This window comes from Chryseobacterium sp. CFS2, assembly GCF_036543225.1.
Taxonomy (GTDB): Bacteria; Bacteroidota; Bacteroidia; order Flavobacteriales; family Weeksellaceae; genus Chryseobacterium; species Chryseobacterium culicis_A.
This window is the reverse complement of sequence record NZ_JAZHQU010000002.1, coordinates 289,148-305,306: the sequence shown is the minus strand read 5'-3', so window position 1 is coordinate 305,306 and position 16,159 is coordinate 289,148. Positions and strand designations below refer to the sequence as shown.

The window sequence follows — 16,159 nt, the reverse complement described above, 5'->3', positions numbered from 1 at the left end:
TCATCTGAGATTCCTTCCCAAAAAAGAAGGTGTCAGGGGAATGCTATATAAAATTCAGACACCAAAACACCTTAAAAAAATTATACAATGAAAAAAAAATCCATCTTTACCGCACTGATTGCCATGATGCTTCAGTCAGGTTCTCTGATTAACGCACAACAGCTTAGCCCTACAGGAATATGCTATGTGGAAGTGAACAACAACAACCTCCTGAATGCAGGAGCGTACAAACTGCAGACATCGAACAGCTACCTGTTCAATGTGGTGAATATTTTTGCGGCTAACATTAATTATGATACCAGCCGTGGAAGAGCTTATCTCTATTCCAATAATAATGTCACGAAAGTTCTTACCAATGCAGATACCTACATAAAACCACTCCAGCAAAAAGGAATGAAAGTAGTGCTGACGATTTTGGGAAATCACCAAGGGGCTGGGATCTGTAATTTTCCTACCCGTGAAGCAGCAAAAGACTTTGCATTACAGCTTGCCAATACAGTGAATACTTACGGTCTTGATGGAATTGATTTTGATGATGAATATTCAGAATATGGAAATAACGGAACAGGGCAGCCTAATGACAGCTCTTTTGTAATGTTGGTTCAGGAGCTCAGAGCTTTATTACCGAATAAAATTATTTCATTCTATTATTATGGACCTGCAGCTTCAAGGCTTTCCTGGAACGGAGCCAGAGTAGGAGACAATGTCAACTACAGCTGGAATGCAATGTACGGAACATTCTCAGCTCCAAATGTACCACCTCTTACCAAAGCGCAAATTTCTCCTGCGGCTGTATGGATGGGAAATACTTCCAATTCTACAACCACCAGTCTGGCTACCCAGACCAAAAATGGCGGATACGGAGTATTCATGTGGTATGATTTACATGGAACTAATGAAACGTCACAACTTTCAGCAGGAACTCAGACGTTGTACGGAGAGCCAACTGTTTTAAGCACTCCTTTACAATCATGGACACAAGGAACTAATTGTGATGCACCTATCGGATTGTATACAAGCAATCTTACGGGAACAAGTGCAAAACTAAACTGGTCAGCCGTAGGAACCAATACTTATGATATTGATTATAAACCAGCATCTTCAACAACTTGGACCAATGCGGTATCAGCAACAAGTTCCACTTCCGTAACCGTTTCCGGATTAACAGCCAATACCGAATATGACTGGAGAATCAGAACCAACTGCAGCGTGAAAAGCGCTTATATGTTTGCTCCAAGATTTACAAGCACTTCAGGAACAACGCCTACAGGTTCTTATGCTCTGTCTCTGGATGGAAGCACGGAATCAGGAGCTGCCGGAAGTATGAATCTAAGCGGTTCTGCATTATCTTTTGAAGGATGGATCAAGCCTTCATCATTCAAATCAGCATCTCCATATATTTCCTCGATCATGGGAACGGAGATCAGCGACAGCAATTCTGCATTCTTACGATTAGGAGATGCAGGTCTGGCAAATAATAAACTGCAGTTTGTCGTAAGTATTAACAATGTACAGCAAAAACTGGCTTCTGCAACGGTTTTAAATGCCAATACCTGGTATCATGTGGCAGCTACTTATGATGGTAGCAATATGAAATTGTATATCAACGGAGTTCTGAATGCCACTAAAGCACAAACCGGAAGTGTGAATTCAAACGGAGCGTTCAATGTAGGATATTTGTACAATACTTCCCGAAACTTCAATGGAAAGATAGATGAGGTAAGAGTTTGGAAACGGGCTTTGAGCCAGACCGAAATCAGTCAGAATATGTGTAATGTATCCGTTCCGGCAACTTCACTGGCTGCCTACTGGAAGTTTAACGAAGGCAGTGGTTCTACAGTTCAGGATACTTCCGGAAACGGAGTGACTTTAACATTAACAGGTGTTGATGCGTCTAATTGGGGAACAGATCTACCATGTACAACAGGAAGTTCAGCATTAGCAAGAACTTCAGGCCAAAAGGCGATAAATGTGGGAGAGATAAGCGTTAAAAATCAAATAAAATTATATCCTAACCCGGTAAGCAAATCTTCATCACTTACAGTCTCTGTTCCTGATGAATACAGCAAAGGGAAATTAACGGTTTATGATTTTAACGGAAGAATTGTAGACACAAAATCCCTGAACTCAGGAGACAATCAATACGAATTAAGCAGAATTTCTGCAGGAAATTATATTCTTCAGTTTGAATCTCATGATGGAAGCTTAAAACAATCCGAAAAACTAATTGTAAAATAATAACCACAGTCATTGGGCTTCGGCCCAATGATTTTTCTACTACAAAATTGATATACTATGAGAAAAAAATCCTTTTTTATTCCCCTGATGGCCTTAATGCTTCAGTCGGCTCCATTACTCAAAGCACAGCAGCTTGATCCTTTAGGTGTCTGCTATGTGGAAGTAAATAATAATAATCCGCTGAATGCAGGTTCCTATACTTTGCAGAATACGAACAGACAGCTTTTTGATGTGGCTATTATTTTTGCAGCGAATATCAACTATGATGTTTCCAAAAACCGTGCTTATATCTCAAACAATAACAATGTTACCAAAGTCCTTAATGATGTCAATACCTATGTAAAACCTTTACAGCAAAAAGGGATAAAAGTATTGCTTGATCTTTTAGGAAATCACCAGGGAGCAGGAATTTCTAATTTTCCTAACCGTGAAGCAGCAAAAGATTTCGCTTTGCAGGTGGCTCATACCGTTTATACTTACGGTCTGGATGGAGTAGACCTTGATGATGAATACGCAGGATATGGAAATAACGGAACAGGGCAGCCTAATAACAGTTCTTTTGTAATGCTGCTGCAGGAATTGAAAGCAGCAATGCCGGATAAACTGATTACATTCTACTACTATGGCCCGGCTACCACAAGACAAACTTATAATGGAGATTTAGCAGGAAATTATATTGATTATACATGGAATGCGATGTACAGTACATACAATGCGCCTGTTGTTCCTCCTCTTAATAAATCCAAAATCTCTGCAGCGGCAACATGGATCCAAAATTCGAATCCAAGTTCTACATCAGCAACTACACTGGCAAGCTTAGCAACCAGTACAAAGAATGACCAATATGGTGTATTCATGTGGTATGACCTGGGAGGAACCAATGTAGCCAGCTATCTGAGCACAGGTTCCAATATTCTTTATAATGAAAATACACTTTTAAGCGGTCAATTATACTCATGGTCTCAGGGACAAACCTGTGATCCGCCATTGGGACTTGATGTTTCCAATGTAACAGGAACTTCAGCAAAACTAAACTGGACTTCCAACGCTTCCCAGTCTTATAACATTGATTACAAACCGGCCAACTCTACAGTATGGACAAACGTAGCCAATAATTACTCAGGAAATAATATTGTCATCAATAACCTTACCCTGAACACCAATTACGATTGGAGAATACAGTCCAACTGCTCACCGACATTAACAAGTACTTATATTTTTGCACCAAGGTTTAACTCCGGAAGTGGCTGCACTACGCCATCAGGATTAACTTCCGGAAGTTTCCTTGGTAATACTGCTCAGCTATCTTGGGATGCAGGAAATGCAACTTCATATACACTGCAGTATAAAACTGCAGCAGCCACCACTTGGTCTGAAATTCCGAATATTACAACCAACTCTTACGCCCTTCAAAATCTTACCCCAAATACAAATTATGTATGGAAAGTACAGGCGGGATGTGCCGGAGGAACTACAAGTACCTATTCAGGAGAAGGATCATTCAACAGTGGCTTTGCACTTGTTACAAGTCCCGGAGCAAGATCTCTTTCTTTCAACGGAAGCACGCACTATCTTAATGCAGGACAATTTAACCTGAGCGGAAATGCCATGACATTTGAAGGTTGGGTAAAAGTGAATGCTTTCAAAACAGGATTCCCTTATATTTCATCAGTAATGGGAGTGGAAGTAGGAGATAATAACTCGGCAATGCTTCGTTTCGGAGATGGAAATCTGGCGAATAACAAACTTCAGTTTATCCTGAGCTTCGGTTCATCACAGGTGAAGCTTAATACAAATACCGCATTCAATACCAATACATGGTATCATATAGCAGCCACTTATGATGGGGCAGCGATGAAAATTTATGTCAACGGAAACCTTGATGCCAGCTTTGCAGTAACGGGTAACTTTACAGCAAACGGAATCCTTTATCTGGGAAGAAATTATGACAATTCCCGTACAATCAACGGTTTTCTGGATGAATTCAGAGTTTGGAAAAAAGCACTAACACCACAGGAAATATTGAGTAACAGCTGTAATGTTCCTGCCAACTCCACAGGTCTTGAAGCCAATTGGAAAATGGATGAAGGAAGTGGCTTAGGTGCTTTAGATGCTACGGCAAACACTCATTTTGCCACCCTGATCAATATGACAGATGCCAACTGGAGAACAGATGTGGCCTGTGCTTCATCTCTTGCCGTGAAAGATATTGAATCGATAAAAGAGAACAGTACAGTCTATCCAAATCCTGTGAAAAGAGGAAATGATATTCACTTTACCATCAGCGACAACTCTGCAAGTGAAGTGGCATTGTATGATGTTTCAGGAAAATTATTCAAAAAACAGAGCATTAATCAAAATAATAATGCTGTGAATACACAGGATTTAATCAGTGGTACTTATATTTACAAGATTACATCCGCAAACAGTAAAGTAATTTCAACAGGTAAAATTATTGTAAAGTAAGATTCAGATAATGATATAGTTATCAGGATTATAAATATAAAGTCTGAAATACAAAGCAGACAGACAGGGGCATACTTCTGTTTGTCTGTTTTTTCAGTCACAGGGATGTCTTGAATTTAAAATAAAAAAATAATGCAGAATATTGTAGGAATAGATATCGGAGGGTCGCACATCACATTGGCTCAGGTAGATCCGGAAAAACGTGAAATCATTTCTTCTACCTATGTAAGAGAACATGTAGATGCTTTCGAAAATAAAGAAGTTATTTTCACTGCCTGGGTTTCCGCCATTCATAAAGTGGCTCATGATCTGGTAAAAGAAAATCTTCTCATTGGTATCGCAATGCCGGGACCTTTCGATTATGAAAACGGGATATCCCTAATGCAGCAGGGGAAATTTATAGATATCTATCAGGTCAATATTAAAGAAGAGCTGGCAAAAAGACTGGATATTTCTCAGGAACAGATTCATTTTGTAAATGACGCGGCGGCCTTCATGGAAGGGGAGGTATTCGGAGGTTGTGCTCAAGGATTCGATAGTGCTTTTGGAGTGACTCTCGGTACAGGATTGGGAACGACCTTCTTTAATGGAGAATTTGCTTCCGATGAAGACTTGTGGGATTCTCCTTTCAGAGATTCTATCTGTGAAGATTATCTGGCGACACGCTGGTTTGTGAATCATTATAAAGAACTGACCGGAGAAGAAATCTCGGGAACCAAAGATTTGTTGGATAAACCTACAGAAATACAGACCAGAATTTTTGATGAATACGCAGATTCTTTTTCAGAATTTATTATCAGATATGTAGATCATTACAAACCGGAAGTTTTAGTTATAGGAGGAAATATTGCCAAAGCTTATCCTCATTTCGAGCAAAGATTTATTCAGAATTTAACAAAGAATAATATTAACTTGCAGGTTAAAATTTCTGCTATATTTGAAGATGCAGCCATTCTTGGAGCTGCCAGCTATGCATTAAAAAAGCTTATATAAATTAACAAACGAAAAGATACAATGAAGTTTATATTTTCTACTTGCTTACTGTTATTACAGGCCTGGGCTTTAGGTCAGAATGTATCTCCCGTAGATTATGTGAATCCTCTAATGGGAACACAATCCAAACCCTCTTTATCCAATGGAAATACCTATCCGGCCGTCGGACTTCCATGGGGAATGAATATCTGGACTCCCCAGACCGGTAAGATGGGTGACGGATGGGCATATACCTACGATGCAGATAAAATAAAAGGATTTAAACAAACGCACCAACCCTCTCCCTGGATGAATGATTATGGCGCATTTGCCATCATGCCGGGAGTGGGAAAAGTAAAATTCAAAGAAGACGAAAGAGCAAGTTGGTTCAGCCACAAAGCTGAGGTTACTACGCCTTACTTTTATAGTGTTTATCTGGCAGATATCAATGTCACTACAGAGTTTACCCCTACGGAAAGAGCCTCTTATTTTAAATTTGATTTTCCAAAGACAGACAGCGCTTACGTAGTTGTTGATGCATTAAACAAAGGATCTTATATCAAGATTTTACCGAAGGAAAGAAAAATCCTGGGTTATACAACGAGGTATTCTACCGGGAAATATGAGAACTTTAAAAACTACTTTGTCATTCAGTTTGATAAAGATTTTGAACTGACAAAAACATGGAAAGATGATAAGTTGGTGAATGATCAGTTGGAAATTACCAGCGATCATACAGGAGCTGTAGTAGGATTTAAGCTTAAAAATAAAGAAACGGTTTATGCAAAAGTAGCCTCTTCATTCATCAGTTTTGAGCAGGCAGAATTGAATCTTAAAAGAGAAATTGGAACCAGAAATTTTGAACAGGTAAAAACCGATGCTAAAAATATCTGGAACAAAACATTAGGAAAGATTGAGGTAAAAGGAGGAACAGACCAGCAGATGAGAACTTTTTATTCCTCTTTATACAGAACTTTATTCTTCCCGCAAAAATTATATGAAATAGATGCTCAGAATAAAATAAAACACTGGAGCCCTTACAATGGTAAAATTGTTGACGGAAGAATGTTTGCAGGAACCGGATTCTGGGATACTTTCCGGGCTTTGTATCCTTTCCTGAATCTTGTTTATCCAGGTATCAATGTAGAAATGCAGGAAGGATTAGCAAATGCTTACAAAGAAGGAGGATTTTTACCAGAATGGAGCAGTCCGGGATATTCTGATATTATGATTGGAAATAATTCCGCATCAGTAGTGGCAGATGCCTACATCAAAGGACTTCGCGGATATGATACGGAAGCGCTTTGGCAGGCTGTAAAACACGGTGCGAATCATGAAGGTCCAATAGAAGCTGTAGGCCGTGCCGGAGTGGAATATTACAATACGTTAGGCTATGTCCCTTACGATGTGAAAATTAACGAAAATGCAGCAAGAACACTGGAATATGCTTATGATGACTTTTCAATTTATCAGTTAGGAAAAGCATTAGGGAAGCCAGCTTCTGAGATTGATATTTACAAGAAAAGAGCCTACAATTACAAAAATGTATTTGACAAAGAAACCGGATTGATGCGTGGTAAAAACAAGGATGGAAATTTCCAGAAACCTTTCAATCCTTTCAAATGGGGCGATGCATTTACTGAAGGAAACAGCTGGCATTACACATGGTCTGTTTTCCAGGATATTGATGGTTTGTCTGAATTGATGGGTGGAAAAAAGAAATTTGAAGCCAAATTGGATGAAGTATTCTCATTGCCACCGGTTTTTGATGACAGTTATTATGGAGGCGTAATTCACGAAATCAGAGAAATGCAGATTATGAATATGGGACAATATGCCCACGGAAATCAGCCTATCCAGCATATGATCTATCTGTACAATTATGCAGGAGCGCCTTATAAAACACAATATTGGGCAAGACAGGTGATGAATAAACTGTATCACGCTACCCCTGACGGATATTGCGGAGACGAAGATAACGGACAGACTTCTGCGTGGTATATTTTCTCAGCCCTTGGGTTTTATCCTGTGACACCGGCAACAGATCAGTATGTATTGGGAGCACCATTATTTAAAGAAGCTACCATCCATCTTGAAAATGGTAAGAAAATTGAAGTAAAAGCTCCGGAAAATAATGCGGAGAATTTATATGTAAAATCTTTGAATGTCAATCAGCAGCCTTATTCCAAAAACTGGTTAAGCCATAAAGAATTAATGAAAGGAGCTGTTTTAGACTTTAAAATGGATAATAAGCCTAACAAAGAAAGAGGTTCACAGGAAAAAGATTTTCCCTATTCAATGTCAAAAGAAGAATCAAATAAATAATTTTTAATTTAGAAATACAAGCTGTATGAGTACAGAAAAAAAAGAAATATTCGATAGAGTAGAAAGCATGCTGGAAACGCAAGGTTTTAACATCGCAGCAAAAGATGATACAAGACCATGGGGAGGATTCTTTGTGATTGATGAAACGCAGGCACAGGATTTTGCTAACCAATATTTCGATGGGATTGATGTAGACAATCTGAGAATAGGAGGGAAGCTAAGCCCGAAAATTCTTATCGTTGCTCCGGAAGCAAGATTAAGCTGGCAGTATCACCACAGAAGAGCTGAGATCTGGCAGGTGGTGGAAGGAACCGTTGGTATCAAAAGAAGCAACACTGATGAAGAAGGAGAATTGGGAGAATATGGTCCGAAAGATCAGGTAAAACTTCAGCAGGGAGAAAGACACAGATTGATTGGTCTTGCAGGCTGGGGAATTGTAGCCGAAATCTGGCAGCATACCGATGCAACCAATCCTTCAGACGAAGATGATATCGTAAGAGTACAGGATGACTTTGGAAGATAAATAAAAAATCCGCTTCATTGAAGCGGATTTTTTATTGTAAGGAAGCTTGAGGCTGGAAGAAGGAAGCTACTGGAGGTTATCAGAACCTCTAAATATCATAATTAAAATTTGTAAGATTTTATTAGAGAATACCTGTAATTTATTCCAATTAAGAATTCCATCGGCTAATAGCACTCCCAGCTTCATTCTTCCAGCTTCCAGCTTTTAAAACGTCACATCCAGTCCTACATAAAAGTTAGCTTTCATAATAGGAGCATACACCATTCCTCCGTCAAAATAATTTCCGAAAGGATTTTTAAAATCAACAATCGCATTTTTCTGATAATAAGAAGTCAGGTTTTCTCCTCCTACGTAAGCTCTGATCTTTTTATTGAAATTTTTTGAGATCTGAGCGTTCAGAACGGCATAAGATTCAGAATAGGTTGCTAACTGAAACTCTGCCGGATTACTTGATGTATCAGGAAGTCTCTGTTTTCCGACCCAGTTTAAAGTAGTATCAAAACTCCAGAATCCTCCATTGTTATTTTTATTGGTAGAATACGCTAAATTCACAAAACCTCTGTGTTTTGCCATGAAAGGAACTTCTCTTCTTCCCCCAATATAATCGGCCTGTACATCATAATATTTATAGGCCAGCCTTACTTCAAGATTTTTTATGGGCATAAGATCCCATTGGGTCTGGAATGAATTGGCAAAAGACTTTCCTTCCAGATTATAAAATGTTAGCTGTTGAGGAGATTTGTCAAGATCCACCAATACCTGATCCTGAAAATCTGTTCTGAAGAAATCGGCAACAATGCTGGATTTTCTTCCGAATAATTTGAATTCCTGTTGTAAGCTTGCCCCATAGTTCCATGCAATTTCAGGTTTTAAGCCATAAATATTTCCACCGTTGGGCAAAATATTAATCGCTCTGTTCGATGCAAAATACTGCTGGCTTTCCGCAAATACATTGGCTGTTCTGAATCCTCTTCCTGCAGAAAGTCTTACAATAGTCTGAGGAGTGAAATCATATTTAAAATTAAGTCTCGGCGTAAACTGTGTTCCTGCAAGATTGTGGAAATCTACTCTTGAACCTGCTACTAAAGTATATTTTAAACCAGTTAAAGTATACTCCGCAAAAATACCCGGTACAATTTCATTTCTTCTCATATCATCTATCAAATACGTTTCTTTATAACCGTCATATAGGAAACTTGCTCCTGCTTTATACTTATGATTGGTATTTCCGATGATACTTTCAAAGATTAAATTTGAGTAATAGGTGTGCTGCTGCCCCGCATAATTTCTCAATCCGAAGAAACTATCCTGCTGATGATAAACGTACTGGTTCATCCATCCGATACTTTGATAAGGTTTTCCTTTAAAAACATATCCTGTTTTATTCCACACCTGGAATCTTGAGATATCAATTCCTACCCCATAAAAAGGCTGTTTGTCCTGACCAAGCTTTTTATCAAAAGCAACCTGTCCTGCGGTTCTTTCATCTCTGATAAAATTAATTCCAAAGTGAGACCCGAATCCTGATTTTTCAAGGTCATTATAATTCAGCAAATAAGCAGCATTGATCTGTGTTCCTTTCGGTCTGTCCAGGAAACCATCATGATTCATATCTGTATTCCCGAAAGTTCCGTTTCCGTGAAGAAGGAAAGTCTGTGACCATTTATCATTGATAGGAGACACATTGGTAATATTCACTTCTGCTCTTCCGTTAAAATCAGAAAAAATATTTAATGATGTTTCCGGAGTTTTTGCATTCTTCAAAAGTTCAGTATTAATCTGTCCCGTGATACTTTCATAACCGTTGGTTACAGTACTTCCACCTTTAGTAAGCTGGATACTTTCAATCCATCTTCCCGGAATAAAGTTGAGTCCGTATGCAGAAGCAAGTCCTCTGATTTCAGGCAACTGTTCCTTCGTTAGGCTGGTGTATTTTTGATCCAGGCCAAGCATTTTCAGCTGTTTTGTTCCTGTAACGGCATTGCTGAAAGATACATCCACCGTTGCATTGGTTTCGAAACTTTCAGACAGATTACAGCAAGCAGCCTTTAACAGCTCTTTCTTATCAATATTAAAAACAAGTCCGGCTTCTTTCTTACTTAAAGCTGTTGCTGCTTTAGAACCTGTTACTACCACTCCGTCAATGCTCTTTTCATGCTGGGAATGATCCTCTTTAGCTGAAGAGGCCTCATGATCTTTATGATCTTCATGTTTTGCTTCTTCTTCATAATGTACCTTGGGATTAGGCTCACCGAAAGTAAACTCTCTGTCGTACAGACAACATCCCGGCAGTCCATTATAAACAGCATCTGAAGCTTTGTATTTTTCATTGTCATGACCCGCATCAGCAATTGCTTTTAAAATTTTATCTGATGAGGTTTTTGAAGGGTCAAAATTCAGTGTAACCGTTTGTTTTTGTGCATTCCATTTTGCTGCACTGGCTCCGGCATCTTTTGATGCTTTTTCTATTCTGGCTTTACATGAAGCGCAGTTTCCCCTTACATAGAATTCGTTTTCTTTTTTATCAGAAACATTAGCATTGGTATGGTGTTCGTGATGGGCTTCCGCTTGTGATGGCTGCAGATCTCTGCTATACAGACAACATCCCGGAAGGCTATTATAAACAGTATCCGGAGCTTTGAACTTCTCATTGTCGTGGCCTGCTTCAGCCACTTTTTGCAAAATATAATCTGTAGATATCTTATCTGTTTCTACAGTTAGGGTTTGAAGATCAACAGAGTAAACTGCTGTTTTTGCACCCGCTTTTTTGGCAGCACTTTCAATTCTTGTTTTACACATCTCACAGTTCCCTTTTACTTTGAACTGATTTTTTGAAAGTGTCTGAGCAGATATAAATTGTGTAAATAGGAATAATGCACCAAGTATAAACCTGGAAATAGGTAATTTCATTTTGTTTAAAAGTTTAAATTAATTAAAAAACAGCTCATTACATAGTATAATGAACTCGTGATATTTTAATTAACCTACCTTAGGTGGTTGCCAGATTTCCTTTAAACGGTCTGAAAGATATGGATCTGAATATTGAAACTGAGGATTCTTATTCGCTTTGTAATAAGACAGTTCCAAACGTAGATTTTTTGAGAAAGGCGTTTCAATAAAAGTATAGCAGGCCACACAGGATGAGCAGCAGTCATCATTACATGATTTTGTTTTATCATGTTGGCTGTCTTTTTTTGAAGAATGATTTTTGCAGCAGTCCATTTTCTTGGAAGATTCTGCTTTACAGCATGTTTCCTGCATTCCTTGTGCATAGAAGTTATCCTTGGGAATCAAAAAGACTCCCAGGCAAAACACTATTGCAAGTAGGTGAAACAGCTTCATATCTGCAAAAATACAAAATTTATGGTAAAGGATCACCAACTTTTAGAGAACAGCTGTGCCAGGGCTCACCATGTGCCGGATTCAGTTTTGGTTTTTCACCCATTGCCAGATTTTGTGCAGCTGGTGCGGGAGCAGGCGCTGGTATTGTCTGAATTACATTTTGTGCAGCTTGTGGAGCGGGAGCAGGTTTGCTGTTTAAAGGCTGTCCTACCGGAATATCACAGCGGTGTCCCGGTTGCCCGTGAGGAGGATTCATTCCGGGAGCCGTTTTTACCTGTTTCCCGTTGTTATCAAGGGTAATTTTCCCTGGCGATACTGCATTAGGATCAATTTGAATGGTGTTGCCTCCATTCACGTTTACATTCTGTGTAGTGGGAGTCGCTCCGGCAGGTTTACTGTTCAGCGGCTGTCCTACCGGAATATCGCATCGGTGGCCAGGTTGTCCGTGTGGAGGATTCATTCCGGGAGCTGTAGCCATTGGTGCAGGAGCAGGGCTGGATTGGATGCCTGCCTGATCCATCAGAGCTGTTTTTGAGGTAGTATTTAGGGCCACGTTGGGCTGGCCAGCGTTGGCTTCTTCTTTTAAATAAGTAGCTCTTTCATCCTTTTTACAAGAGGCAGCTAATAGTGATACGGCGATCAAACCTATAAATGTATTCTTCATATCCATGGGTATGAAACAAAATTAGCAAAACATTTTCAATTGTTTTGCTAATTTTATACTTATAATTTGATTTTTGGATTAATTTTTTACCAAAAGTCTAAATCCTTCTCCGTGAACGTTGATAATTTCCAATCCTTCGTCGTCTTTTAATAATTTACGAAGCTTCGCGATATATACGTCCATACTTCTTGCTGTAAAGTAATTCTCTTTTTTCCAGATCTTTCTTAACGCAAGATCTCTCGGCATGAAATCATTTCTATGGATGCAAAGAAGTTTTAATAATTCGTTTTCTTTAGGAGAAAGTTTGTATTCTTTATCACCTACTTTCAATTGCCTCAACATAGAGTCGAAGAAAATATTGCTGATTTTGAATTGTTCCTGCTCCTCATTTTCCAAGGTAGAACTTCTCTGAAGAATTGCTTTGATTTTGTACAAAAGAAGTTCAGTATCAAATGGTTTTGTGATATAATCATCAGCACCCAGCTGATATCCTTTCAAAATATCTTCTCTCATATTTCTTGCTGTAAGGAATATGATGGGTGTATTTTTATCAATCTTTTTTACATCTTCCGCTAATGAAAACCCATCTTTTTTAGGCATCATTACGTCAAATATGCAGATATCGAATTCATTTTCTGTAAATTCTTTAAGTCCCTGCTCCCCATCAGTGGCAAGAGTTACTTCAAAATTATTGATGGTTAAATAATCTTTAAGCACCGCCCCGAAACTCTGATCGTCCTCTACTAATAATATTCTGTTGCTCATAACTTTTAATAATTAATAATTAACATTAAGAATGAACTTCCTCACTCTATCTTCTATATTTTGATATTTGGTTTAACCTTTTTTATAATTGATAAATGATTATTGATAATTGATGTTTTTATCACTTATCATTCATCGTTTATTTCCTAACCCATCGGCAGTTTTATCGTAAAAATACTTCCTTTTCCTTTATGAGAATCTACGATAATCTGTCCTTTGTGCAGTTCTACAATTTTCTTAACGTAGGAAAGGCCTAATCCCTGTCCTTTTACGTTGTGAATATTTCCGGTTTCTTCTCTGAAGAATTTTTCGAAAATTTTGGTTTTATTCTGGGTGTCCATTCCCATTCCTTTGTCGGAAATTTCAATGATATACCAGTGTCCTTCGTTTCTTGTTTCCACATGTATTTCCGGTGCTTCAGGAGAATATTTATTGGCATTGTCCAGTAAGTTGACCAGCATATTCGAGATATGGAACTCGTCTATTTTAAAATTATAATGAGTGGCATTGAATTTCTGAGTAAGAGAACCGTTTCTTTGCTGTACAATCAGATTGAAAGATTCGGTTGTTCTTTTAATCAATTCCCTTACATTGGTTTCTTTTAAGAATAGTTCTACTTCATTCCTTTCAAGCTTAGACATATTGAGTACGTTTTCCACCTGCTTTTTCATCCTTAAGTTCTCCTGCTTGATCAGTTCGGAGTAATATTTTACCTTATCCGGATTGGTGGCTATTTTGTCATTAGCTAATGAATCCGTAGCCACAGAAATGGTTGCCAATGGTGTTTTAAACTCATGGGACATATTGTTGATGAAGTCTGTTTTTACTTCAGCAAGTTTCTTCTGCCTCATCATATAATTGATGGAAATAATGTAAATCCCAAGAATCGTAAGAAGGGACAGGAATGTTCCCAGAAGCATTGGCCAGTTGTTCATCGCAAGGGAATATTCTTTTTTAGGGAATACTAAGGCGAGGCTGTATAACGTATTTTTCTTATCGGCAAAAAGAGGAAAGCTGTAGGTATTACTGTCTTTTTTCTCCTTGTAAGCCTTATTGGCAATGCTTGTAAGCTTATTGTTGCTGTCCAGAACTCCATATCCGAATTTAGCTGTTATACCTCGTATTTTAAGTTCTTTTGCAATAACAGAGTCCAGGGTTTTCGGATCCACTCTTTTAGTGATAGGAAGATTGTTTCCATATACTTTGACGAATTCTTTCATGGAGTAATCTCCAGTCTCAATCTCCTGATTGATATCTTGCGTCAGAAGTTCGCGATTGGTGGTATCTCTTTTTATTTTATAGGCGGCTTCATCTGTATATAAAGTGGTCAGCTTAATAGAATCTCCTTTTTGGGAAATGGGAAGCTGTGTTTTTTCAATAATATTTTTAGAATAGATAATCTGTCTCTGAGTACCGGAATCCGCCACCTGCTGGATGGTGGTTAAAGATGGCTGTTTGCTGTTGGCAAGAATATTTTTCCTGAAATCTTTATAATCCTGATTCAGGTATTTGTCAGCCTCAATTTCTTCAATACTTTTTGAAGTACTTTCCAAAACTGCATACACTTTATTTGAAAAATCCTGTTCCAGTACGCCGTAATAGCCTTTCAGCCAATAAAATTGGAGCGTTACAAAGACAATCAGTGAGATCGTCATAAACACTGAAATTATTGGGATGAATTTGTTATTCATTATTTAATTATATAGGTTTTGGAAAAATGAATGTTAAAATTAATTGTTTTAAGAGTACATAAACAAAAAACGAGCCAAAAAATTGTTTTTTTTCTCTTAAAAGAGTGTTTTTTAACAATTTTTTATGAATTATCTTTTAGTTGTCATATGAAAAGTCCCTTTCTATAAATAAAGTGCTAACTTTATTAAAAATAAATATTTATGGAATCTAATATCATTTTCAACAAAGATTTTGATGCAGCAAGTACTTATGTCATGAAGATTTATAAAGCTGATGTTTCAACAGTGTGGAACTATTTTACCCAGGCTGAATTACTGGATCAGTGGTGGGGTCCCAAACCATGGAAATGCGAGACGATAAGTCAGGATTTCAGGGAAGGAGGAATCTGGATGTATGCAATGGTAGGACCCAACGGAGAAAAAGGACCTATGTATTCTAAAACTCAGTATGGGGAGATAATGGAACACAGAAGCCTTGACTGGCTAAGTGCTTTCGCGGATGAAGAAGGAAATATCAATGAAGATTTTCCAAGGTCAAAATGGCTGATCGGTTTTACCGGAATAGAAGAAGGAACCAAAGTGACTATTAATATTCATTACCATTCTCCTGAAATTATGAAAAAGCTCATGGATATGGGATTTGAAGAAGGATTTAAAATGGGGCTGAATCAATTGGAAGAATTAATTGGATGAATTTGAACAGGTTAAAAAATACTTATTTATAAAAAAGAGGATTTTCCATTGGAAAACCCTCTTTTTATTTATCGACAGGATTAACTTCCTGTTTCATTCTTCAAACTTCCAGCCTTTATAAAAGCTCTTCTTCCTGGAAATACTGAATAATTGCCTTTTTCATAAGAAGGGTCTGCTCATTGGGTCTTAATTCCGGAAGTTCTTCCAGACTTTCAAACTGTGGCCATCCGTCTTCATAATGCGTAAACTTATAATATCCAAAAGGCTCAAGCAACCTGCATACTGCAATGTGAATCAGATTTACTTTATCTTCTTTCGTGTATTTTTGCTGGCCGCTTCCCAGCTCCTGTAGCCCTATCAGAAATAAAAGGGTTTCAATGGGCGGATTCTTCTCAGTCTGAAAATTGTCTTCGAAGAACTGTTCTATCTTTTTCCAATATTCGGATTCGTTCATATAATTGATAAATGATAATTAATAAT

The 16,159-nt window shown here is 38.1% G+C and carries 12 protein-coding genes; 6 read left to right on the top strand and 6 right to left on the bottom strand.

The features are described from left to right. Positions 1 to 87: 87 nt before the first annotated feature. The 5 genes from ODR02_RS04795 (at position 88) to ODR02_RS04775 (ending at position 8,524) form a co-directional block, all read left to right on the top strand. Complete coding sequence (locus ODR02_RS04795; RefSeq protein ID WP_309511739.1) at positions 88 to 2,238, top strand: endo-beta-N-acetylglucosaminidase H; 2,151 nt, start codon at positions 88 to 90, stop codon at positions 2,236 to 2,238. Positions 2,239 to 2,295: 57 nt separating this feature from the next. Beyond that, positions 2,296 to 4,704, top strand: a complete 2,409-nt coding sequence (locus ODR02_RS04790; protein ID WP_309511738.1) for an endo-beta-N-acetylglucosaminidase H — start codon at positions 2,296 to 2,298, stop codon at positions 4,702 to 4,704. A gap of 132 nt (positions 4,705 to 4,836) precedes the next feature. Continuing rightward, positions 4,837 to 5,697, top strand: a complete 861-nt coding sequence (locus ODR02_RS04785) for an ROK family protein (RefSeq protein ID WP_309511737.1) — start codon at positions 4,837 to 4,839, stop codon at positions 5,695 to 5,697. A 21-nt stretch (positions 5,698 to 5,718) separates the two neighbouring features. After that, positions 5,719 to 8,001: a GH92 family glycosyl hydrolase gene (locus tag ODR02_RS04780; protein ID WP_309511736.1), complete on the top strand. Its 2,283-nt coding sequence runs from the start codon at positions 5,719 to 5,721 to the stop codon at positions 7,999 to 8,001. 25 nt (positions 8,002 to 8,026) lie between these two features. Continuing rightward, positions 8,027 to 8,524, top strand: coding sequence for a phosphoheptose isomerase (locus ODR02_RS04775; protein WP_309511735.1), 498 nt, complete (start codon positions 8,027 to 8,029; stop codon positions 8,522 to 8,524). A gap of 204 nt (positions 8,525 to 8,728) precedes the next feature. On the opposite strand, the gene ODR02_RS04770 is transcribed toward ODR02_RS04775, so the two are convergent. From ODR02_RS04770 to ODR02_RS04750, 5 genes are all read right to left on the bottom strand, one after another. Further along, entirely contained in the window at positions 8,729 to 11,434 is a 2,706-nt protein-coding gene (locus tag ODR02_RS04770) for a TonB-dependent receptor domain-containing protein (protein ID WP_309511734.1), read from the bottom strand. A gap of 69 nt (positions 11,435 to 11,503) precedes the next feature. Next, positions 11,504 to 11,866: a hypothetical protein gene (locus tag ODR02_RS04765; protein WP_209786307.1), complete on the bottom strand. Its 363-nt coding sequence runs from the start codon at positions 11,864 to 11,866 to the stop codon at positions 11,504 to 11,506. 19 nt (positions 11,867 to 11,885) lie between these two features. Beyond that, positions 11,886 to 12,530 (bottom strand): hypothetical protein, encoded by a 645-nt coding sequence (locus tag ODR02_RS04760; protein WP_309511733.1) that lies wholly within the window; start codon positions 12,528 to 12,530, stop codon positions 11,886 to 11,888. 78 nt (positions 12,531 to 12,608) lie between these two features. Beyond that, positions 12,609 to 13,295, bottom strand: coding sequence for a response regulator transcription factor (locus ODR02_RS04755; protein ID WP_002982671.1), 687 nt, complete (start codon positions 13,293 to 13,295; stop codon positions 12,609 to 12,611). Positions 13,296 to 13,441: 146 nt separating this feature from the next. Beyond that, the gene (locus ODR02_RS04750) at positions 13,442 to 14,986 is read right to left on the bottom strand and encodes a sensor histidine kinase (RefSeq protein WP_209786305.1); all 1,545 of its coding nucleotides are present in this window, start codon (positions 14,984 to 14,986) and stop codon (positions 13,442 to 13,444) included. A gap of 201 nt (positions 14,987 to 15,187) precedes the next feature. Here ODR02_RS04750 and ODR02_RS04745 point away from each other — a divergent pair, with 201 nt between their 5' ends. Next, positions 15,188 to 15,679, top strand: coding sequence for an SRPBCC family protein (locus tag ODR02_RS04745; RefSeq protein WP_209786304.1), 492 nt, complete (start codon positions 15,188 to 15,190; stop codon positions 15,677 to 15,679). A 115-nt stretch (positions 15,680 to 15,794) separates the two neighbouring features. Here ODR02_RS04745 and ODR02_RS04740 read toward each other — a convergent pair whose 3' ends face one another. Continuing rightward, positions 15,795 to 16,133: a hypothetical protein gene (locus ODR02_RS04740; protein ID WP_209786303.1), complete on the bottom strand. Its 339-nt coding sequence runs from the start codon at positions 16,131 to 16,133 to the stop codon at positions 15,795 to 15,797. Positions 16,134 to 16,159 lie beyond the last annotated feature (26 nt).